Genomic DNA, 19903 nt, shown 5'->3' with positions numbered 1-19903 from the left:
GGAGGATATTTGAGAGGAGCTGCCCCTAGTACGAGAGGACCGGGGTGGACGGACCACTGGTGTATCAGCTGTCGACCAACGGCATAGCTGAGTAGCCAAGTCTGGACGGGATAAACGCTGAAGGCATCTAAGCGTGAAGCCCCCCTCAAGATGAGATATCCCCTCCTTCAAGGAGATAAGATCCCTTAAAGACGATAAGGTAGATAGGTTCAAGGTGTAAGTGCGGTAACGCATTCAGCTGATGAATACTAATAGATCGAAGGTTTATTCTAAAAAGATGTAAGCGTGTTCTCGAACACTGTATGAAGTTTTGAGGTTGCTATGATGACATAGTTTTAGACTTGAGCAAGCATAATAGCTTGCTTTTTTCGGAAAATATATGGCGAGATAGCTCAGTTGGCTAGAGCACGCGGTTCATACCCGCGGTGTCGAGGGTTCGAATCCCCCTCTCGCTACTATACGTGTGTGTAGCTCAGCTGGATAGAGCACTTGGCTACGGACCAAGGTGTCGGGAGTTCGAATCTTCTCACGCACGCTAGACCTTAGGAAAACCTAAGGTCTTTTTTATTATATCCCTCCCAAAATATATAAAATCTTTATTAAATAATAAGCAATATAATTGTGTTTTAAAGAACACTATATTAGAATCCTAAACATGACAATACAAATAAGTAATGAAACAAGAAAAAAAATAAATAGCGAATATAATCGTTTTATGGAAGATCCTAGCAATATGGCTCGCTTAAAGATGAAGCTATCATATAATCAAAGAATGTTTATAGATGCTTTAAAAGAGGCTGCCAATACAGAAGATGATAGCTTAGAAGCAAAGGATAAGCTTTTATTATTTAAAGAAGCAATTCTTTTATTTAACAATAGTCCAGAATTTGTTCCTAATGCGCCAATAGATGTAATGAGACAGGGTATCACTTTCAAAAATAATCCTGATGATTTTGAGGAACTTATTGTGATGTTGAGGGTATGGATTAACTCTGTAAAAAAATCAAGAAAGCCAACCAACAGATTGGCAATAGGTTTTGCAAGATGGAATAAGCTTCCATTGTATGTAGCATTTGTATTACTGCTTTCATCAATGTTTTCTTCAGGACTACATCTTACAGAAGCTTTAATACTGGGTCATACGATGGATTATATAAAACAAATAGCAATTGTAATTGGAACAGGATATCTTTCATATGCTTCAGGAAGAGGAATCTATTATAAAATTTTGGCTGAAAACGACTTTATATAGAGGAAATGTGCTATGAATCTTAAACTCAGAAGAGATATTGATTATATATTTGAAAAATCAATAGATGCAGTGTTGCCAGATGAAGCTGTGAAAAAAGCACTTAAAAATTTTACTCCACCAAAGGGAAAAGTTGTTTTAGTTGCGGTTGGTAAAGCTTCATGGCAGATGGCAAATGCTGCCCAAAGCGTTTTACCTAGGATTGATTCCGGCATAGTTATCACGAAATACGACCATGTTAAAGGTTCTATAGATAGTATAGAGTGTTTTGAGGCAGGTCATCCCGTACCTGATGCTAATAGTTTTAAAGCTACAGAAAAAGTATTAGATTTAGTTGAAAACCTAGTAGCAGATGATACTGTAGTTTTTCTGATTTCCGGAGGCGGAAGTGCATTATTTGAGCTACCATTAATCGATGGGGAAGAATTACAGGACATAACAAATCAGCTTCTTGCATGTGGAGCAGACATTGTTGAGATTAATACCATAAGAAAGAGATTAAGTCAGGTAAAGGGTGGAAGATTTGCATTAAAATGCGCTCCAGCTAAGGTATTTAGTATAGTGCTTAGCGATATTGTCGGAGATCCGCTTGATATGATAGCAAGTGGTCCAGCTTATCCAGACTCCTCTACAACTCACGATGCGAAAGCCATTATAGACAAATATAATCTGAAGATTTCAGATAAAGCAAAAAAACTATTAGAGGAAGAAACTCCAAAGCAGCTTTCAAACGTAGAAACATATATTACCGGATCAGTCAGAGAACTATGTAAAGCTGCAGCAAAAGCTTGCGAGGAGCTAGGATATGAAGCAACAATTCTATCAGATAATCTCACTTGCGAGGCAAAAGAAGCTGGGGAATTTTTGGCAAACATCGCTAAAATGCATGCTAATGATAAAAAGAAGCTGGCTTTTATTGCCGGTGGAGAGACCGTTGTTCATTTAACCGGAACTGGCAAAGGTGGCCGAAATCAAGAATTAGCTCTTAGCGCTGCTATAGGTATTTCTGGTTTAGAGAATGTTGCTATCGCGTCAGTAGGTAGTGATGGCACTGATGGTCCAACAGATGCGGCTGGTGGCTACGTTGATTCCGATACTATGATGGAATTGGAATCCAAAGGAATAAACATTCATGATGTTTTAATAAATAATGACTCTTACAATGCGTTAAGAGAAATTGATGGACTCATAATCACAGGCGCTACAGGTACAAACGTAAATGATGTGGCTATTTTACTAATTAATAATAAGGATGGATTATAAAAATGTATTATGTACCAGATGAAACTACACTCGCAGGATTTTATGAATGCAAAGAGTGTGCAAATAGATTCTTATCTATACAGGTAGGACCAAGCTTGGTATGTCCATATTGCGGTGAACAGCCAAATATGGAGATTGGACCAGACGAGGAAATGCCAGTAGTTACAGAGACGGCAAAACTTATATCTGTAGTTCAGGGTAAAGATGAAGTAGAGCGAATGGATGCTTTACTTTCACTCGCTGTTACAGGCGGTGATTATAATTGGATGTAAATACGTATCGTTCTGTCATTTAAAAATTAAATATTTTTGCCACTTTTAAGGTGGTCAGATATAAGATAGCATCATATCCAACAAAAGAAAGGGGTATGATGCTATGTTTAGTTTTAGTGACTTTAAAAAGATTGATATGCATTCGCATATCGGAACCTGGGGCAATCCATTTAATTTCAGTGGTGATATAAGCCTAGTATTAAATTTGATGGAAAAGTTCAATATTGAAAAGACTTTGTTATGCCCATCTGACTCTTCCAAAAACAATGAAATGCTTGAGGCATATAGGAAAGCTCCAGATAAAATTGTACCAATAGCTTGGATTGATTGTACAAAAGAACAAGATGCATATGACGAATTAGAGCATTTAATTCAAGTTGATGATGTTAAGGGCGCGAAAATCCAATCTCTGTTTGATGGATACGCAGTCGATTCACCTATAGTAGATCCTGTGGCAGAGATATGTGAACACTATAATGTTCCATTTTTTATCCATTCTGGACACGAACCATTCTCACTTCCTTGGCAAATTGGACTTTTGGCAGAACGTCATCCAAGATGTAAATTTGTTATGCTTCACATGGGACACGGCCATGGGATATACGTCGAGGCAGCACAAACCATAGCAAAAAGGTATAACAATATCTGGCTTGAAACATCAGGTACATCAATGTCTGCACAAATATATAATGCTTACAAAAATGTTGGTAATGACAGGGTAATGTTCGGTTTAGATACACCTTTTCATGCACCAGAGGTTGAGATTCAAAAAATATTATCATGTCCACTTACTAATAAGGATTATGAAAACATTTTTTATAACAACGCTAAAAACTTTATGGGTTCATTAATAGAAGGAGCATAAGCTGGTATGAATACTACATCAAAATTGTAAACTAAAGATATCGCAATAGAAGGAATGATGATAACACTTGTCTTTTTAGGAACTTTTTATTTTAAAATCCCATCCTTGTTCGGATATACTCACCTTGGAGATAGCATGATTATTTTATCAGTCTGTCTTTTGGGAACAAAAAAGGGGGCTTTTGCAGGTGCCTTAGGTGCTGGATTAGCGGACTTGTTAGGAGGATATACAGCGTGGGTGATTCCAACAATGACAATAAAAGCAATTTGGGTGCTTGTGATGGGTGCAATTTCCTTTAAATTATTAAAAGAATGTAAATATAATCTTTGGATAGGGGCTTTTATAGGAGCTATTTTTCATATAACTCTCTACACACTAATAAAATTCCCAATGTTTGGAGTGGCTTATGCAATAAGCTCGCTGCCATTACTTACACTACAAACCCTAAGTGGGATTATTATTGGTAACTGTATTTATTCGCTTATCAAAAACAAATTGAATTACATATTAAAATAGCATTATTTTATTCAAGAAATTAGCAATAAATAATAAGAAAAATATAGATATAGCAGAAATGCTAGTAAATAAGCCACTTGTGTGTAATATTACACTTTGGCAAGAATTATGTCGATGAATTCATAACTGGGGAGTATTATTATATTGCGCGCGTTTATTGCTTAGGCAAAAACAAACAAAGGAGAGGATGTATAATGAAAAACAAAAAAATATTAACTACTGCCTTGGTTCTGGCATTATCTGTTAGCACAATTGGTATGACAGTTAAAGCCGATGTAAAGGCTGCAAATGATGATGTAACTGCATCAGACTATTTAGATGAAAAGTCAGATGAAGATTCTACTACAGAAAAGGGGGTAGACATTTCCTATGACTTGAACAGTTGGGGTACTGGATATTGGGTTGGTTATAAGATTACAAATAATACAGAAAATACACTGGAAAACTGGACAGTAAAATTAAGCAGAAAGCAGGTTAATATTGATACCAGCTGGTGTGTAAACATTGAAACTACTGATGATGAATACATTCTTACACCTCTTAGCTGGAATACAAACATTCCAAGTGGTGAAACAAAAGAATTTGGTTTCCTTGGGGTTGGCGAGTTTGACGGTGAAATCGATGCAAAGCTAAAATATACAACTCCAGCCAATTCACACTATGATCCAACTGCTACAATCAGTGCGAGCATCCCTGAAAAGTATTCAGCTATCAGAAGTCAGGACTGTTCTGGTACAGTAAAAACTATTTCTTATACAGCACATGATTCAGAAAACGGAAATACATATACAAAGAAGGCTAATATTTATTTACCTGCAAACTATAGCGAAAGCAAGAAGTACAACGTATTATATCTTCTTCACGGAATCGGTGGCGATGAGAACGAGTGGGAGATGTACAATGATGAGTCAAAAGTAAAGGCTATGATGGATAACCTTGCATATTATGGAGATATTGATTCATTCATCGTTGTTACACCAAATGGAAAAGCTTCTGAAAGTGGTTCAATTCCTTCTTTCTATGCTTTTGGTGATGAACTTAGAAATGATTTGATTCCATATATCGATTCACACTATAGCACATATGCTGACCGTGACCACAGAGCATGCGCAGGTCTTTCTATGGGTGGTATGCAGACAATCAATATTGGTATAGGTGAGTGTGTTGATTTGTTCAGCTACTTTGGAGCATTCTCAGCAGCACCTACCAGCAACCCAGCTTCAACCACAGCAGAGATTTTGGCAGATAACGAGTATCCAATCCATTACTTCTACAATATTTGTGGTCTTCAGGATGGAATTGCTTACTGGAGTGCTTCAAGTGCAGCTAAGAATTTGCCAGAAGTATGTGACCAGTTTGTAGATGGTCAGAATTTTATGTGGCAGGAGCTTGATGGCGAGCACAATTTTGACATTTGGTATCTTGGTTTCTACAATTTTGCTCAAATCGTATTTAAGTAATATATTGTTTCTTCGGACCACTCTAATCTCATTTGAGAGAGGAGTGGTTTTTTTAATTAGCCCACATTTTTATGATAACCACTTTTTATCATTTGTTGATTTTAACGCATTCATTAGCTATAATCGTTCTGGTTTATTATAAATATAAAGATACGAATGAGAGAAGAGACATGAAGATTGAACAAAACATTGAAACATCAAGGATGATTCTTAGATCATATCAGAAGGATGACAGGGCATTCTGTATTTCTCTATGGTGCGACCCTGAAAATGGGAAATATATGAGCGATCCAACAGTAGATTGCCTGAATGAAAACTATATTAAGTATTTTGATAAAATGGAATATGAGCAAGATGGTTATTATTTAATTGCTACTGATAAGGTTACAGGTAAGGCAATAGGAACTTGTTGCCTGTTCCAAGAAGAAGGTAATTATGACATTGGATATTGTATTAGCAAACATCACTGGAAGAAAGGGCTAGGCAGTGAGTTGATTCAGGCCCTTATAGAGTTCGCCAGGGAGTTAGGCGGTCAAAGTTTAACCGCAGAGGTGGCAGATAAAAATGTAGCCTCGGTAAAATTGCTTAAGAAGTTTGGGTTTGAAGCATATAAAGTTGCAAGCTTCAAAAAGTGGAACAGTGATGTATCATTTGATTCACAGTTCTATAAAATGGATTTAGTTTAGGTAATTTCTCATTGTAAAAAACCTTTTACATCCCCATTTTAAGCCAATGTAAAAGCCTTTTGATGGCAAATTCATTTCGATTTGGATACTATTGAGACATCAACAGGGAGGACACGATGTGAACGTTAATCGATGCCTCAATAAACCAATTAGACAAAGGAGAATATGAAATGAAAGAATTAATGAAAAAAGTCAACGGATACAAAGTAATGGCAGTAATGGGATGGGTAATGGTAATAGCTATTAGATACATTTGCCACAGAGAATATTATATAGGAATGTTTCACGGAGCAGGTATTTTCATGTTTTTCTATGGTATTTTTGCCAATATAGTTGTAACTATAAGAGCAAAAAAACTAGCTGGAACAGAAAGCAAGTAAATTTATTCTAGAATCTATATATATGGAGACAGCCAATGGATATTGAATATTTTAATGAAATACCTGACTACGAATCATATGTAAATCTTAGATTATCCGTCGGTTGGAAAATCTTTTGTAAAGAACAAATGGAAAAGGCTATATCCAGAAGTTGCTATTCTATAATTGCCAAAATAGATGATGAAATTGTTGGTATGGCCAGAGCTGTTGGGGATAGCATGTACTACACAATTGTGGATGTAATTGTTAATCCCAAATATCAGGGACAGCATATCGGCTCTAATATAATTCAGAGATTAATCCATGAAATCGAATTAAACATACCTAAGGGTGGGAGAGTACTTATATCACTAATCGCCGCTTCAGGAAAAGAAGATTTTTACGTAAAACAAGGCTTCTCTATCATTCCCGATGAGGAGTCTGGTCCAGGCCTTAGAAAGATTATTTATGGAGAATAGAAATGGAATACAGAAAAGTATTTGATACAATACCTGAACAATTTGATAAGTATCGCCCAAGATACAGCAAGGACCTATTTGACTATTTGATAAGTTACGCAAATATTGGAACAGGCAAGTCAGTTCTTGAGCTGGGACCTGGAACAGGTCAGGCTACTGAGCCAATTTTGAGCACTGGATGTAATTACAATGCCATAGAGCTCGGAGAACATCTATATCAGAAAATGATAGCGAAGTATGGGAAGTATGAAAACTTCAACATTGTGAATGATGACTTCATTACTCATGATTTCGGAAATGAAAAATATGACCTTATATATTCTGCCGCAACTATACAATGGATTCCTGAGCAAATAGCTTTTTCAAAAACCTTTGATTTACTAAAGCCTGGTGGAATTTTGGCAATGATGCTTACAAGAGCTGATTATAAGACACCAAATGAAGAACTATACAGCAATATTCAGAAGGTTTACGATGAGTTTTTCAAACCGGATGAAGAATATAAACATGGCTCTTTTCGTTATGAGAATGCAGTAGATTATGGGTATGTAGACTTCAAAAGATTTGAGTTTTATGGACAACGCGTTTTTACGGCGGATGAATATGTAGCATTTTGCGGAACTCATTGTGACCATATTGTACTTCCTGAGCCATATAAGACTAAGTTTTATGATGGAATTAGAAGAGCCGTTCTCGAAGCAGGGGACAAGATTATTTTTAACGACACCTATGTTCTATATTTAACCAAAAAACCGGAATGCTAAGATAAAGGAATAATAACAACATGCGTATTAGAATTACAGATGATGGTAATGAACAAGATATTAACGATATATTTGAAATGCTAAAAGCTTACAACTTGAGTAATCGAGAAGAATCTAAAAATGTTCCTCTTGGAATCTTTTATGAAGATGATGGCAAGAAATTAGCCGGTCTTACTGGTGAAACTTTTGGAAATTGGCTATGTATACATTATCTTTTTGTAGAGGAGCAGTTACGGAAAGAGGGCCTTGGAAGCGAATTACTATTGGCGGCAGAAAAAGAAGCTAAGCATCGTGGTTGCAAATATGCTTTTGTAGATACCTTTTCATTTCAGGCGCCAGAGTTTTATAAAAAACACGGTTACAATGAAGTGTTTTCTCTCAACGAATATCCATACACAGGGAAAAGATATTATTATACAAAAGAACTAGTAGAAACAATCACGCCCAAAGTAGAGCTTTTCAATAATGAAGTAGAAGAAGCAATATCTGTAATGCGTAATGTTGCAAAGTGGGGGAGATCTAAAGGTTTCAGAGTGTGGCTGGATGATTGGCTTACACCTGAAGAATTAATTACATCAGAGGCACAACCAGAAAACTTTCATATAGGAAAAGTAGACGGAAAAACAGCTTGTGCATTTATTCTTCAACCTAGCGATGTTGAATACTGGGGAACCCGACCCGCTAATGAAGCAGTGTATTTGCACAAACTTTGCGTATGCCGTGAGTTTGCTCATATAAATATGACAAAATCTGTGATAGCGGCTATACGTAATGACTGCAGGTGTAAAGGTATTAAATATATACGTTTAGACACAGGCCTTGATGAGAAAGCGGTCAGAAAAATATATCTAAACGCAGGATTTAAAATAGTAGATATAATTGACTATGATAATGGTAATTCGTTGGCATTATACGAACTAGAGGTATAATTCTTGACGAGCCAACCAATGGCTTGGATGTAGATGCAGTAATTAAAATTCGTGAAAAACTTTTGGAGTTGAAGGAAAGCGGATGCTCAATATTAGTATCCTCACATTATCTTGGTGGATAGTTATGACACTTGTTTTAGTTGTTTTTTTCTACGGTTTATCGTCGTGGAGTTATTCCGAGGATTTAGCGAATTCCATTTTATGTGAGGCTGTTGGATTTTTAGCGTAACAAATGATATAATATACCAAAATGTTGATGTGATATACATTTTAACCTTCCAAAATGTTGACTCAAATACAATTATATTATTCTAAAATGTTGATAAGGGGTATATTTTATGCTAAGAAGAAAAGCAACAGACCAACTAAAATACTGGGTGGAACACAAGGATAAAAAATGTCTGGTTGTTCAAGGTGCCCGCCAGACTGGAAAAACATATATTATTGAAAGATTTGCAGAAGATAATTATGAGGAAGTAGTTGAAATAAATTTTAAGGAAATGCCTTCTGCAAAGACAATATTTGAGGGAGATTTAACCGTTGATAATATGGTTATGGCACTTCGCTTTCGTTTCCCAGAAAAAAAGATTATTCCTGGTAAAACACTAATATTTCTTGATGAGATTCAGGAATGCGAAGAAGCCATTACTGCATTAAAGTTTTGGGCATTTGATAATAGATACGATGTTATAGTATCAGGTTCGCTTCTCGGAATTGATTATAAACGTGCATCATCATATCCAGTAGGCTATGTTGATTATCAGAGAATGTATGGTTTGGATTTCGAAGAATTCCTCTGGGGAATAGGGATTACTGAGGAGATGATTGATTCTCTAAAGGAATGCCTTGATAAGAAGCAGCCTGTTCCTACAGCAATTAATGATCAGATGTTTAGCTATTATAGGCAATATCTAGCCACTGGAGGAATGCCTGAAGCAGTTCAAAAGTATTTGGATACAAAGGATTATAGAGAAGTTGACACTATCCAAAGAAGTCTTCTTCAAGGCTATTTATATGATATTGCTCATTACGCAACTGCTGAAGAAAAAGTAAAAGCAGAAAAATGTTATCTCACGTTAGGTAAGCAGCTGCTTGATAAAGAAAATCATAAATTTCAATATAAAGAGATTGAAAAGGGCGCTAGGGCTCAGAAATATTATAATAGTATCGATTGGTTGCTTAGAGCTGATATGGTACATTTAAGCAGGATTGTAACAGATATAAGATATGATCTGGATGATTATGCTAGAAATGATTTCTTTAGAGCGTACACCACTGATTTATCGTTACTGGTTGCAATGAAGGATTTTTCTCTTAAGCAACACATAGTAGAAAATACACTTGAAGGTAATACCAAAGGTGGAATATATGAATGTGCTGTAGCAGATGCATTGCATAAAAAAGGATATACACTGTACTTTTACAAAAATGAAACCACAAAAAAGGAACTGGATGTGATTATCCAAAAAGATGGACAGGTTATTCCTATAGAAGTTAAGGGCGGAAAAGCAAACGCAAATTCAATTAAATCAGTATTAAAAAAATATAAGGATATTAATTTTGCGTATAAATTTATTGATGGCAATGTAGGGGTGAGTGACAATGGACTAGTGACTCTACCATTATATATGGCAGCATTTATCTAAAATTGTTGATGCGTGTACAAAAGGCGGTTATTGGCATTTGTGACGCACAGGACCAAATTTAGCTATCGCAATTCTCTCAATAGTATGGTCATTCTTCCTAGCTCTTATATTTCTTCAGATAAAGGGAAGAGTTCATAGCTTACTGAAATAGAGATAAAATTTACCAAACTATATATATCTTTTATGTTAAAAATATCCATTAATTATTAATCGATTAATATCGATACCTAAGTGTAAGGATTTTTATAAGGATACGGATGCGCTTATTTCAACGGAATGAAGTTGGGATAAGTGCATTTTTATGGGATGAAAATAATGGAGGGTGCGATGAGTTCAATTAATAATTCTTATGAATACTACCAGTCTAACCAAGGGTTGCTATCAATGCTTAATAAAAGCAAAAAAGGAAATCCGCTTATTAATCAGTTGCTTGAAAAGAATGAATTGGAATATCAACGAAAAATGGAGTCCTTTGGATTTGGTTCCACAAAAGGTAATGATAAATACAAGAAAGTAGAAACTGCTGCTAATAATCTGGGAGATGCGTTGGCTAGTCTAGGAAAAGAGGATCTGTATAAAGCAGAATCTGGAAAAGAATACGACAATAGTGTGCTTATTAAAAATATCAACAATTATGTAGCAGCATATAATAGTACTATTTCAGCGCTAGATAATTGTGGTGGCTCATTAAAGAATAGTTTTTCAACAGAATTTGTTGAAGCATACAAAGAAAAGGCAGATGCGTTGAATAAAATCGGTATTATATTATCAGCTGATGGAAAGCTTTCTGTAGATCAGGATAAACTTAAAGCAGCAAAAGTAGATGATATAAAGAACATATTTAATAGTGCATCTGCATATTATAAATCAATTATGAGTAGTACAAGCTCAATTGATACCATTATCAATAAGGCTTTGGCTATGAAATCAGGAACCTATAATGCTAATGGGATTATGTTGAACTAAATAATGAATAATAAAGCTAAGGAAGCGCTTATTTCAACGGAATGAAGTTGAGATAAGTGCTTTTTTAGATAAATTATTACCGCTCGGACCTTTCTGGAGAGCGGAGCAGCTTTGACTGATAGATGAGCTGCAGAAAGGAGTTTTATGGCAGATTTTTTAGCTGACAACAATTATCTTATGCAAGGTGCTTTTTCAAGTAGTTATCTTTATTTTTCAAATTTTGTTAATAAAGATAATGGTTTCGAAAAAACTATGAAAGCATCATCAGATGAACAACTGAATACTACTAAGCTTACAGAGGATAGTAAGAATAAAGGTAATAGCTATACACGAATTGTATCAGCGACTGTAATGAACAGTGAGTTACGTACAACTACAGGCGCAAATGGCATTACAGCATTTTCGTATCAAGGCGTGATGCAACAGTTTGAAATCAGAATAGATGTTAATGGCGATGATAGAAAGTACACTGCTATTGGCACAGATAAGGATGGACAACCATTTGAAAAAGAAATAGATCCTTATAATGTTAATCCTACTGATGCAGACTTTACAGAGTTTGCTGCGTTATGCTCTTACATTCGTGAAACAGAGAATCTTGCCGACGAGACCATGAAGTTTGTGAGCGACTTTGAGGTAAATGATATCTTTGAGCGCATGGATTATCTTGCTACCTTCTCAAACGAAATGGGCAAGTATGAAATGGCAGGATTGGGAAATCTTTCGTTAGAAAACTTTATGCCTCACATTAATAAGTTGATGGAAACTCTTATGGGAGTCACCATGGAAAAATTTAATGTAAGTCTTGATACTGTTGAAGAACAACCAGCCAAGTTTCAGACAAAGGATTTAGGATTTGGTTATACACTAGGTGTACCTTATAAAATGGTTGCCAATCAGATTATTAACCCAGATTCTGATGACGTGATTGTTAGAGTAAAAATATCAGGAGCAAATGGTGGTGAATTTTTTGATGTTAATATTTCTGAAGTAGCCCCAAGGAGTGCAACTGCTATTGAAATGTTTGCATATTGCCAGTACGCAGATTCTATTGGTGAAGGTATCTTAAAGAGTAATTTCTCTAGCTGGAATGAACTTACAAGCTTTTTGCATTCAGATGAATCATTTGGCGTTGATTCTGTGGAGCAGGCTACCACAAAGAAAGTCAATTGGGCTAAAGCACTTGCTGAATCGGATTTATCTTTCAAGAACCAATCAACTGGCATAATAATGGAGCCAAAAGATATCTTAAAAATGCTTATGGAAAGCTATAAGAAAATCCATGATAAGGATGGTGAAAATGACTGGCGTAAAATGACTGATGAAGAATGGGAAAAGCTCTTGGCTAGAATTGATGCTGATATCGATGACATGGTAGAGCGTGTCAAAAAAGAATCACAGGAAGCTAAAGAAGAACAGGTCAAACAAGAATTAGAAAAAGAGGCTGTTGAAATTTAATTCTCTATTGCTTCTGATGATATATGTGCTGCTCTGCTTTTTCATATAAGTGGAGCAGCCCAAATTGGCAGGTAATGCAGAAAGGAGCTTTATGTCAGTAGGTAATGTTCTATCAAGTTATGCTGTAAACACTAGTATGCAATATAATAATGCATCTGGTCTTATCAGCAAAACCGAAGCACAGTTTAAAATTACAAGCCAATCTTCATCTTCAGGCGATGCGGTGTTTGATTATTATCATAATTTATGTTCAAAGTTCCCAGATATGTCATTTAGATTATCTGATAGGGAAGAAGAATTAAAGCATATGAATGATAGACGTCCTTATTTTGGCTATAATGATAGCCTAAACCAAGTGGGCGATAATTATAGCAAATTAGGACAGATTAGTATTGATATCGATGTGGCTGTTATTCGTAAGATGCAGAATGACCCTAGTTTTGAAGAGAAAGTTTTAGCTACTATAGGAAATATCAAAACGTATCATGTGGCATATCAACAAGAGGCAATTAATAGTGGTATGCCGTATATGGACTATTGCTTACAATTAGAAGGTGATAAATTACAACAATCTGAAGGGTACTTTTCTTCAAAATATTCTACTGAAGAAGAACTCCGAAGAATGTGGGATACTGAAGAATACCAAAGGAAAATGGGACAGTTTTTTGAGGAACAGAAAGCTGAACTTATTGAAATCTACCTAAAAATGACTGAGAGTTGTATCCTTAAAAAAGATGAGCTTGCACCTTCTGAACAGAGTAAAGAGGAACAACGAATTGATAATATTTCAAAAGCGACTCAGAAGGTGGAGGACGAATATAAGTCTATTGGAGATATTTGCATATCTAACGTATCAGGGACACATAGGAAATAAAATACCAGGAGTCATCAATAATTGGGCAGCATATCGAATTTTAAAACTTGAGGATGATATAGATACCTATGGCATTTCTATTAATTTTTAAACTATACTTCCGAGATAACTGAATAGTGAAGAGAAAAAATATTAGATTTTGTTAATGAAAAATAGTGTAAAAATAGTGTAATTTTAGTGGAGAAATAGCACCTTTTCTGATATGATATATATTGTCAGGAGGTGCTATTTTAGTGATAAAAGTAAACTTAAATAATGAAATTTTGAAGTACATTACTGAGATAGAAAAAAACAGATTTAAAGTATCAACTGTAAATATTTCTGTGTCTGTAGCAAATAAGCTCAGAAAAAACTCAAAGAAAAAAAGCTCCTATGCCTCTACGAAAATAGAGGGTAATCCTCTCTCAGAGAAGCAGGTTGATGAAGTAATTGAAAGTGATGAGCGAAAACATTATCTAAGACCTGAGCAAGAGGTTCGTAATTATTTTCTTGCACTGAATTATCTTGAAGAAAAGGCTAAAAAAAAGGAGAAGTTTTCTAAGAAACTGATTCTTGATGTGCAGAAATATGTTGAAAAAGATGCTTCGAAAGAGAAAATTGGCCTCAGAGGTCCAATGCCATCAGGAGTATTATTCGCAGTATATGATTCAAAAAGCGGACATCCTGATTACATTCCGCCAGAATATATTGATATTCCAGAGTTATTGGATGAACTAGTGGAGTATGTAAACACTACAGATGATCATCCACTGATAGTGGCTGCAGTTGTTCATTATCAACTTGTTACCATTCATCCTTTTGAAGATGGAAATGGACGTACTGCCAGACTTTTATCTGGATATATACTTGATATTAACGGATTTGGATTTAATGGAATAGGTTCATTAGAAGAATATTTTGCTTATGATATAGAAGAATATTACGATTCTATCCAAATGGGCTTGCCATCACTTTATTATTCAGGTAGGGACAATCCTCCACATCCAGAGATTTGGTTTAATTACTTTCTCAGAATGGTACTCCTTTATTCCAATAAGGTTTGCGAAATATCTGAGAATAGTAGTGGAGAAGAACTTGAGGGCAGCCTGTCATATCTGAAAGGAAAAGAAAAGGAACTGCTTTTACTTCTCTTGAAGAGATACAAGGGAGAATTTACACCTATTGAAGTTAGCCGTGAGCTTGGAGTGACAAATAAAACTGTTATTAATCGTTTAGCAGTGCTTGTTAAAAGTGGATTTGTAAAACCTAATATGGTAAAAGAGCGAATCCGTTCTTATGAGCTAAGTTCGTTTGCAAAAGATAATGAAAATGGAATAAAGAAATTACTTAAATAGTAAAATATAGGCGTGGTAACAATTGTAGCCACGCTTATTATTTTTAATTTTTTTGCATTCGTTGAAGCCTTAATTGCTCCTAAACAATGAATTCTTACTACACGGTTTTCATCGTTTTCAGCTATTCTTTGAAGTTTTTCAATATATGGGCTGACAAACTCAGGACAGCGTTTTCAGTGTACACGGAAGATTTCAGGTGCTTCCCAGCTGTTTTTATCTTTTGTCAAAACAGCAAGTTCTTTATAAAGCTTCGATTCATTCATTACTCAGTCTCCGTAGTACGAAATTAAAAAATCTATTAGTTATAGTTTCTTAGAATATCTAATCCTAGTAGAAGTGCTTTCTCGTGAGCATTTGTTCCAAAGTCTCGTTCATCATAATCATGAACGTTAGCCAGCGAATCAGCAGTAAACAAAAACTGTCCAAACTTGGCGCCTCTTTTCCTACAGCAAGCAGCTAGTGCAGAACATTCCATCTCTACAACGGTACAACCTTCTGAAATCCTATGTTTTACCATATCTTTGGTCTCTCGGAAAAATGCATCAGTTGTCCAAGTGGTACATGCCACAAATGGTAGTTCATGTTTTATAAAAGTGTTTTCAATTACTGAAACAGGTTCCTCGTCGAGTTCAATATATCTTGAAGCTGGAAGATAGTGATACGAAGTACCTTCTGCTCTAAGGGCTTTGGTTGGAACTAAAAAAGCATTCTCAGGTATGTCCGCCAGAACGCCACAAGAACCTACAGCAATTACTTTCTTACAACCACAGCTTACCAATACATCCATTACCTGTGAAGCTGCAGGTGCTCCAATCTGTGATTGGACCAGACAAATATCTTCATTTTTCTCACGAAGTACATAAATCTTGGTTGTATGGGATACGTTGATCATCTCTTCGACAACGTCAGCGCAATTTTTTTTAGCATATTCATGAACGACATCTCCTAGAAATGTAAAAAGACATTTCTCTGGAAGCTTTAAATCTGGACAGTCGTGAGTTGGAGAAATAACTTCTTTTGAACTAGTATCATATTCCAAAATTGGAATTTCATTTTTGATAATCATATACATTCTCCTTGTAGTTTATATATTAATCAAACACCTCTACAAATTATATATATTGGTAAGTATTGTACTTCATTGTCAGGTAAATGGCTATAAAAAAATCTTCATGGAGAGAATCCACGGAGGAAGAGTAACTTACTCGATTAAATTAAAATTCTTTGTCATTACATCATAACAAAGATAATCACCATCACTAGTCTCAATAATATTGTAGTCCATCTCAATATAACCACGCCTCTTGTATATTTTCTTTGCAGGAAATGATGCATCGATAATAACTGAATCATACTTCTTCGCAATTTTCTCCTCTGCAAAATCAAGTAGGTAATTTCCTCTTTTATAGAAAGCCCATACCTTGTTTCACAGTGTTTGTTTTTTCTTTACCAAGTAACATCTCTAATAATTTGAAAGCTACTTCGGCAGCCGTCTGAGGGCAAATCAAATGATAAGTAGTAGCTTTTCTTCCTTTCAGAACACCGCTTTTTCCTATAGGAAGAGCGCCAACACAGATACTGGCAATAGTTTTGTTAGCGGTATCAAAAGCTCTTATCAGCTGAAGGAAATTCTCATCATAAGCCTCTTCAAAATATCCGTATATGTGGTCGCCTCCAGGAATAGCAAGAGCATCATAGTCATCAACACATACCTTGTTAATAATTTTACCAACCTTTATTTCGGTATTCCAAAATGCGCTTGGAACTGTATGAATTAGTGTGACAAACAATAAATCAATATCGCTTGCTGTATTCTTAAAAGATTGTTCTTAAACGCATACCCAACGAAGAAATCTGAATCAATTACATTTTCAGAGACTTCTTCACCGCGATAGAATGGTGGGCAAGGATTAAGGAGTGCACCTTTATTTGCTTGTTGCATTATATCTTTTGTAATTTGATATGATTTAAAGTCATTAAGTATTTCTTGTGGAATAGAATCTGTGCATATTATATCTTTCCCACTAATGAGCTTTGATAAATTAGTACCATGCTTAACATCTGGAATTGCATATTCAGATGGGCTGCATTGAGATAAAGAAAAACCAAAAGCTTCGGAAGCTTCTTTCCAAGCTTTGCCTATATTTCCTGCAGCTCCAACAAATAAATATTCATCTTCCAGATATGAAGATCGAAGCTTAGAAATTGAATATAAATCGGACATCATTTCGCAGGGATGATTTTCATCGGTTAATGCGTTTATAACAGGAATATCAGTGACAGTTGATATTTTATCAAGAAGGTTGATATCTTTATGTCTGACGACAACAGCATCAGCCCAATTCTGGAGGTAACCAAAAACATCTTTGATATCCTCTTTTTTATCTAATGTGGCAGGATCAAATAAGATTGATTGACCTCCCAGGAGATATATTCCTTTTTCGAAAGAAACGCGAGTTCTTATACTGTTTGAAGGAAAGAACATTACAACGGTTTTTCCCTTGAGAAAGTTCGGATATTTATCAATATTATCTGCGATCTCGAATATCTCTAGTAAATCTGAAATATTGAAATCCGTTAACCTAATGAATGAACGCATTTTTAACCTCTACAGTTTCGATGTTTTTGGTAATCATTGTACTTCATTGGGGGATAAATAGCCACATAAAAAGAAAAACTCCGTAGAAAAGAATCCACGGAGGAAGAATAGCTTACTCGATTAAAATACAAAAAGCTGAGATAAAGTGCCTTCACTTACAACTTCAAACGCATATCTATGTATTTCTGAGTCCTGTCTTCAAAGCCGACCTTTTTATAGATCGGATAGCCTTCATCTGTTGCCATTAAATCTATTCGGCATAATTTATTTTCTTTCGCAAACTCTATCATGTTTTTCATCAGCTGTGTGCAGATGCCCTTTCCACGGTATTCACTCTCTGTATATACACTGAGCACTTCTCCATCAAGTCCATTGGGTAAAAAGGGGTTCGCCGGCTTCTCAATGATCAGCAGATATGCCGCTGCCACCAACCGTCCTTCTGCTCTTGCAACAAATGCGATCAGTTCTTTTCCAAGTCTTCTGTCAAAATATCCCGGAAGTTGTTCCTCCATACATTGCCGTTCATATTTACTGATAGTTCCGAAATCGTCTATCATATATGCAATTCTCAAACGAACCAACTCAGATATGTCATCTTTACCGGCCATGTCAAAAATAACATTGCTCATAAGTCATACGCCTCACAGTAATACATAAAATTAAAATTGAACACAAGACTCAATATTATTTATCACGCTCAGTATGTTAGCTCAACAGAGTCAGAAATGTAGAAATGATATCCCTGCTTTTTACAATACTGGGTTATTTCGTCTATTAGCTTAGAGTCAGTCGTGTACTCTAAAAGAAAGATATCAGCTCCTAGTGAGCTGTATTTTTTTAGGTAATTTTCGAAGTATTCACGGTCAGATTTTTCAGCTGTTTCAAAGCTGTTATTATCCCAGTCTATGTAGGAGAAGACTGATTCCTGGTTGATTCCTGTGATGACATCATCCCAACTGCCCAACTTTTGGGTGTAGGCATCCATAAATACATCACCGCCATTTATTATGATTTCATTATTATAGGATTTCAATCCTTTCATAATAGTGGCAAGGCCACAAAGAATATCATCATTCTGATACTTATAATATACATCTGAATTATCTACAAAGAAGCCAGAAATCCCTTTATCTATCAGGGATGGAGCCAGTTCGTTGAGAATGAAATCCTGCCATTTTGGGGAAGATACATCCATCCATTTTTCCTCGTCCCAATGTTCGTAATCTCCCAAACATAAATCGTCAAAGCGAGAGTAATAGTCTCGAAAGTTTTCCAGAGAACCTACATTAATATAGCTATATACTTTGTGACCATCTGCAACGAAGGAATTAATCTCGTCGGCGGAAAAATACTGTGCGTCCACCACGACTATTTGAGTATCAGAAAACTGCTCAAGGTTTTCAGTAACGCCCAAGTAAACTCCGTAATCTTTTGAAAATTTGTGACGTCTTGCAACGAAAATAGTGGCTACGAGGAGTATGCACAGTAGGAGTATTAATAGTTTTGTGGTGATTTTCATATTTAATATTCTCATAAGTACATTATATGGTTATTTTATGTATACGAAAAGGTGATCTTTTTGACTATAATTTTAAAGACGGAAAAACAGCGTGTGCATTTATTCTTCAGGATAGCGATGTTGAATACTGGGGAAATCGACCAGCTAATGAAGCTGTGTATATGCACAAGCTTTGTATATGCCGCGAGTTTGCTAATAAAAATATGACAAAATCTGTGGTAGAGGCTATACGTAATGACTGCAGGAATAAAGGTATTAAATATATACGTTTAGACACAGGCCTTGATGAAAAAGTGGTAAGAAAGATCTATATTAAAGCTGGCTTCAAAATAGTTGATATTATTGATTATGATAATGGTAATTCGATGGCATTATATGAAATGGACGTATAATTCTAAACTTTAAATAACAACCAAAAATCCAGAGGTAACTGCAAAGCAATATAGAACTTTGCATTAACTTCTAGATTCTTACATTAAGTATTAGAAGTTTGCATTTACATTAAAAATTTACAAATTAGCAGGTGTGACATGTGACAATGTGACGCGCCCCAATATATGGACAATCTATCGGTTAAATATTAATTACATATACTTCGCACCGTACAGTATGTGATAGAATAAGGCTTCGTACATACTGGCTATGTACAGTTACCTCTTTTTAGA

22 protein-coding genes, 2 tRNA genes and 1 rRNA gene are annotated in these 19903 nt (G+C 35.6%); 20 read left to right on the top strand and 5 right to left on the bottom strand.

The annotated features are described in order from the left end of the window. The 19 genes from BLP54_RS15245 to BLP54_RS15155 all read left to right on the top strand — a co-directional run. Positions 1 to 272, top strand: a 23S ribosomal RNA gene (locus tag BLP54_RS15245); the annotation flags it as partial. A gap of 109 nt (positions 273 to 381) precedes the next feature. After that, a tRNA-Met gene (locus BLP54_RS15240) sits at positions 382 to 455 on the top strand. Positions 456 to 461: 6 nt separating this feature from the next. Then, a tRNA-Arg gene (locus BLP54_RS15235) sits at positions 462 to 535 on the top strand. 198 nt (positions 536 to 733) lie between these two features. Continuing rightward, on the top strand, positions 734 to 1252 hold the full coding sequence (locus tag BLP54_RS15230) for a hypothetical protein (RefSeq protein ID WP_090171434.1): 519 nt from the start codon (positions 734 to 736) through the stop codon (positions 1250 to 1252). Positions 1253 to 1264: 12 nt separating this feature from the next. Next, positions 1265 to 2512 carry a glycerate kinase type-2 family protein gene (locus BLP54_RS15225; protein ID WP_090171431.1) on the top strand — a complete coding sequence of 416 codons (1248 nt, stop codon included), beginning with the start codon at positions 1265 to 1267 and terminating at the stop codon, positions 2510 to 2512. A 2-nt stretch (positions 2513 to 2514) separates the two neighbouring features. Then, a complete protein-coding gene (locus BLP54_RS15220) occupies positions 2515 to 2784 on the top strand; it encodes a hypothetical protein (protein WP_090171429.1) in 270 nt (89 codons plus the stop codon). A 103-nt stretch (positions 2785 to 2887) separates the two neighbouring features. After that, complete coding sequence (locus tag BLP54_RS15215; protein WP_090171426.1) at positions 2888 to 3649, top strand: amidohydrolase family protein; 762 nt, start codon at positions 2888 to 2890, stop codon at positions 3647 to 3649. A 39-nt stretch (positions 3650 to 3688) separates the two neighbouring features. After that, entirely contained in the window at positions 3689 to 4165 is a 477-nt protein-coding gene (locus tag BLP54_RS15210; RefSeq protein WP_330386175.1) for an ECF transporter S component, read from the top strand. 194 nt (positions 4166 to 4359) lie between these two features. After that, positions 4360 to 5625 carry an alpha/beta hydrolase-fold protein gene (locus BLP54_RS15205; protein WP_090171421.1) on the top strand — a complete coding sequence of 422 codons (1266 nt, stop codon included), beginning with the start codon at positions 4360 to 4362 and terminating at the stop codon, positions 5623 to 5625. 170 nt (positions 5626 to 5795) lie between these two features. After that, positions 5796 to 6311 carry a GNAT family N-acetyltransferase gene (locus BLP54_RS15200; RefSeq protein WP_176754601.1) on the top strand — a complete coding sequence of 172 codons (516 nt, stop codon included), beginning with the start codon at positions 5796 to 5798 and terminating at the stop codon, positions 6309 to 6311. Positions 6312 to 6481: 170 nt separating this feature from the next. Further along, entirely contained in the window at positions 6482 to 6691 is a 210-nt protein-coding gene (locus tag BLP54_RS15195) for a hypothetical protein (protein ID WP_090171415.1), read from the top strand. 35 nt (positions 6692 to 6726) lie between these two features. Next, the gene (locus BLP54_RS15190) at positions 6727 to 7149 is read left to right on the top strand and encodes a GNAT family N-acetyltransferase (protein ID WP_090171413.1); all 423 of its coding nucleotides are present in this window, start codon (positions 6727 to 6729) and stop codon (positions 7147 to 7149) included. Between the two features lie 2 nt (positions 7150 to 7151). After that, positions 7152 to 7913: a class I SAM-dependent methyltransferase gene (locus BLP54_RS15185; protein ID WP_090171410.1), complete on the top strand. Its 762-nt coding sequence runs from the start codon at positions 7152 to 7154 to the stop codon at positions 7911 to 7913. Positions 7914 to 7933: 20 nt separating this feature from the next. Next, positions 7934 to 8842, top strand: a complete 909-nt coding sequence (locus BLP54_RS16315) for a GNAT family N-acetyltransferase (protein WP_090171407.1) — start codon at positions 7934 to 7936, stop codon at positions 8840 to 8842. A gap of 338 nt (positions 8843 to 9180) precedes the next feature. Then, positions 9181 to 10488, top strand: a complete 1308-nt coding sequence (locus BLP54_RS15175) for an ATP-binding protein (RefSeq protein ID WP_090171404.1) — start codon at positions 9181 to 9183, stop codon at positions 10486 to 10488. A 327-nt stretch (positions 10489 to 10815) separates the two neighbouring features. After that, a complete protein-coding gene (gene fliD / locus BLP54_RS15170; protein WP_090171400.1) occupies positions 10816 to 11454 on the top strand; it encodes a flagellar filament capping protein FliD in 639 nt (212 codons plus the stop codon). 144 nt (positions 11455 to 11598) lie between these two features. Further along, on the top strand, positions 11599 to 12912 hold the full coding sequence (locus tag BLP54_RS15165) for a hypothetical protein (protein WP_090171397.1): 1314 nt from the start codon (positions 11599 to 11601) through the stop codon (positions 12910 to 12912). A 64-nt stretch (positions 12913 to 12976) separates the two neighbouring features. Then, entirely contained in the window at positions 12977 to 13786 is an 810-nt protein-coding gene (locus BLP54_RS15160) for a DUF6033 family protein (protein ID WP_090171394.1), read from the top strand. 233 nt (positions 13787 to 14019) lie between these two features. Then, the gene (locus BLP54_RS15155) at positions 14020 to 15120 is read left to right on the top strand and encodes a Fic family protein (RefSeq protein WP_090171391.1); all 1101 of its coding nucleotides are present in this window, start codon (positions 14020 to 14022) and stop codon (positions 15118 to 15120) included. A gap of 298 nt (positions 15121 to 15418) precedes the next feature. Here the strand turns inward: BLP54_RS15155 and BLP54_RS15150 are convergent, their stop codons facing one another. From BLP54_RS15150 to BLP54_RS15130, 5 genes are all read right to left on the bottom strand, one after another. Beyond that, the gene (locus tag BLP54_RS15150; protein WP_090171388.1) at positions 15419 to 16186 is read right to left on the bottom strand and encodes a nucleoside phosphorylase; all 768 of its coding nucleotides are present in this window, start codon (positions 16184 to 16186) and stop codon (positions 15419 to 15421) included. A gap of 337 nt (positions 16187 to 16523) precedes the next feature. Next, positions 16524 to 16910: a DJ-1/PfpI family protein gene (locus BLP54_RS15145; protein ID WP_242870727.1), complete on the bottom strand. Its 387-nt coding sequence runs from the start codon at positions 16908 to 16910 to the stop codon at positions 16524 to 16526. Continuing rightward, positions 16895 to 17719, bottom strand: a complete 825-nt coding sequence (locus BLP54_RS15140) for an ornithine carbamoyltransferase (protein ID WP_090171382.1) — start codon at positions 17717 to 17719, stop codon at positions 16895 to 16897. The genes BLP54_RS15145 and BLP54_RS15140 overlap by 16 nt, the downstream gene beginning before the upstream one ends. 155 nt (positions 17720 to 17874) lie before the next feature. Then, complete coding sequence (locus BLP54_RS15135) at positions 17875 to 18348, bottom strand: GNAT family N-acetyltransferase (protein ID WP_090171380.1); 474 nt, start codon at positions 18346 to 18348, stop codon at positions 17875 to 17877. A gap of 68 nt (positions 18349 to 18416) precedes the next feature. After that, a complete protein-coding gene (locus BLP54_RS15130) occupies positions 18417 to 19133 on the bottom strand; it encodes an endo alpha-1,4 polygalactosaminidase (protein ID WP_176754600.1) in 717 nt (238 codons plus the stop codon). 131 nt (positions 19134 to 19264) lie between these two features. On the opposite strand from BLP54_RS15130, the gene BLP54_RS15125 reads away from it, so the two are divergent. Continuing rightward, positions 19265 to 19630 (top strand): hypothetical protein, encoded by a 366-nt coding sequence (locus tag BLP54_RS15125; protein ID WP_090171374.1) that lies wholly within the window; start codon positions 19265 to 19267, stop codon positions 19628 to 19630. The last annotated feature ends 273 nt before the right edge of the window (positions 19631 to 19903 follow it).

This window comes from Pseudobutyrivibrio sp. 49, assembly GCF_900100545.1.
In the GTDB taxonomy this organism is placed as follows: domain Bacteria; phylum Bacillota; class Clostridia; order Lachnospirales; family Lachnospiraceae; genus Pseudobutyrivibrio.
Note: the sequence above shows the minus strand (reverse complement) of the source record. Positions and strands in the feature narration are given on the sequence as shown.

Excerpts from the sequence above, each read along its gene's own strand:
- fliD (WP_090171400.1), top strand. The coding sequence starts at position 10,816 with ATGAGTTCAATTAATAATTCTTATGAATACTACCAGTCTAACCAAGGG.
- BLP54_RS15135 (WP_090171380.1), bottom strand. The coding sequence starts at position 18,348 with ATGAGCAATGTTATTTTTGACATGGCCGGTAAAGATGACATATCTGAG.
- BLP54_RS15185 (WP_090171410.1), top strand. The coding sequence starts at position 7,152 with ATGGAATACAGAAAAGTATTTGATACAATACCTGAACAATTTGATAAG.
- BLP54_RS15125 (WP_090171374.1), top strand. The coding sequence starts at position 19,265 with ATGGTTATTTTATGTATACGAAAAGGTGATCTTTTTGACTATAATTTT.
- BLP54_RS15195 (WP_090171415.1), top strand. The coding sequence starts at position 6,482 with ATGAAAGAATTAATGAAAAAAGTCAACGGATACAAAGTAATGGCAGTA.
- BLP54_RS15150 (WP_090171388.1), bottom strand. The coding sequence starts at position 16,186 with ATGATTATCAAAAATGAAATTCCAATTTTGGAATATGATACTAGTTCA.
- BLP54_RS15215 (WP_090171426.1), top strand. The coding sequence starts at position 2,888 with ATGTTTAGTTTTAGTGACTTTAAAAAGATTGATATGCATTCGCATATC.
- BLP54_RS15140 (WP_090171382.1), bottom strand. The coding sequence starts at position 17,719 with ATGCGTTCATTCATTAGGTTAACGGATTTCAATATTTCAGATTTACTA.
- BLP54_RS15220 (WP_090171429.1), top strand. The coding sequence starts at position 2,515 with ATGTATTATGTACCAGATGAAACTACACTCGCAGGATTTTATGAATGC.
- BLP54_RS15165 (WP_090171397.1), top strand. The coding sequence starts at position 11,599 with ATGGCAGATTTTTTAGCTGACAACAATTATCTTATGCAAGGTGCTTTT.
- BLP54_RS15190 (WP_090171413.1), top strand. The coding sequence starts at position 6,727 with ATGGATATTGAATATTTTAATGAAATACCTGACTACGAATCATATGTA.
- BLP54_RS15205 (WP_090171421.1), top strand. The coding sequence starts at position 4,360 with ATGAAAAACAAAAAAATATTAACTACTGCCTTGGTTCTGGCATTATCT.
- BLP54_RS15200 (WP_176754601.1), top strand. The coding sequence starts at position 5,796 with ATGAAGATTGAACAAAACATTGAAACATCAAGGATGATTCTTAGATCA.
- BLP54_RS16315 (WP_090171407.1), top strand. The coding sequence starts at position 7,934 with ATGCGTATTAGAATTACAGATGATGGTAATGAACAAGATATTAACGAT.
- BLP54_RS15230 (WP_090171434.1), top strand. The coding sequence starts at position 734 with ATGGCTCGCTTAAAGATGAAGCTATCATATAATCAAAGAATGTTTATA.
- BLP54_RS15175 (WP_090171404.1), top strand. The coding sequence starts at position 9,181 with ATGCTAAGAAGAAAAGCAACAGACCAACTAAAATACTGGGTGGAACAC.
- BLP54_RS15225 (WP_090171431.1), top strand. The coding sequence starts at position 1,265 with ATGAATCTTAAACTCAGAAGAGATATTGATTATATATTTGAAAAATCA.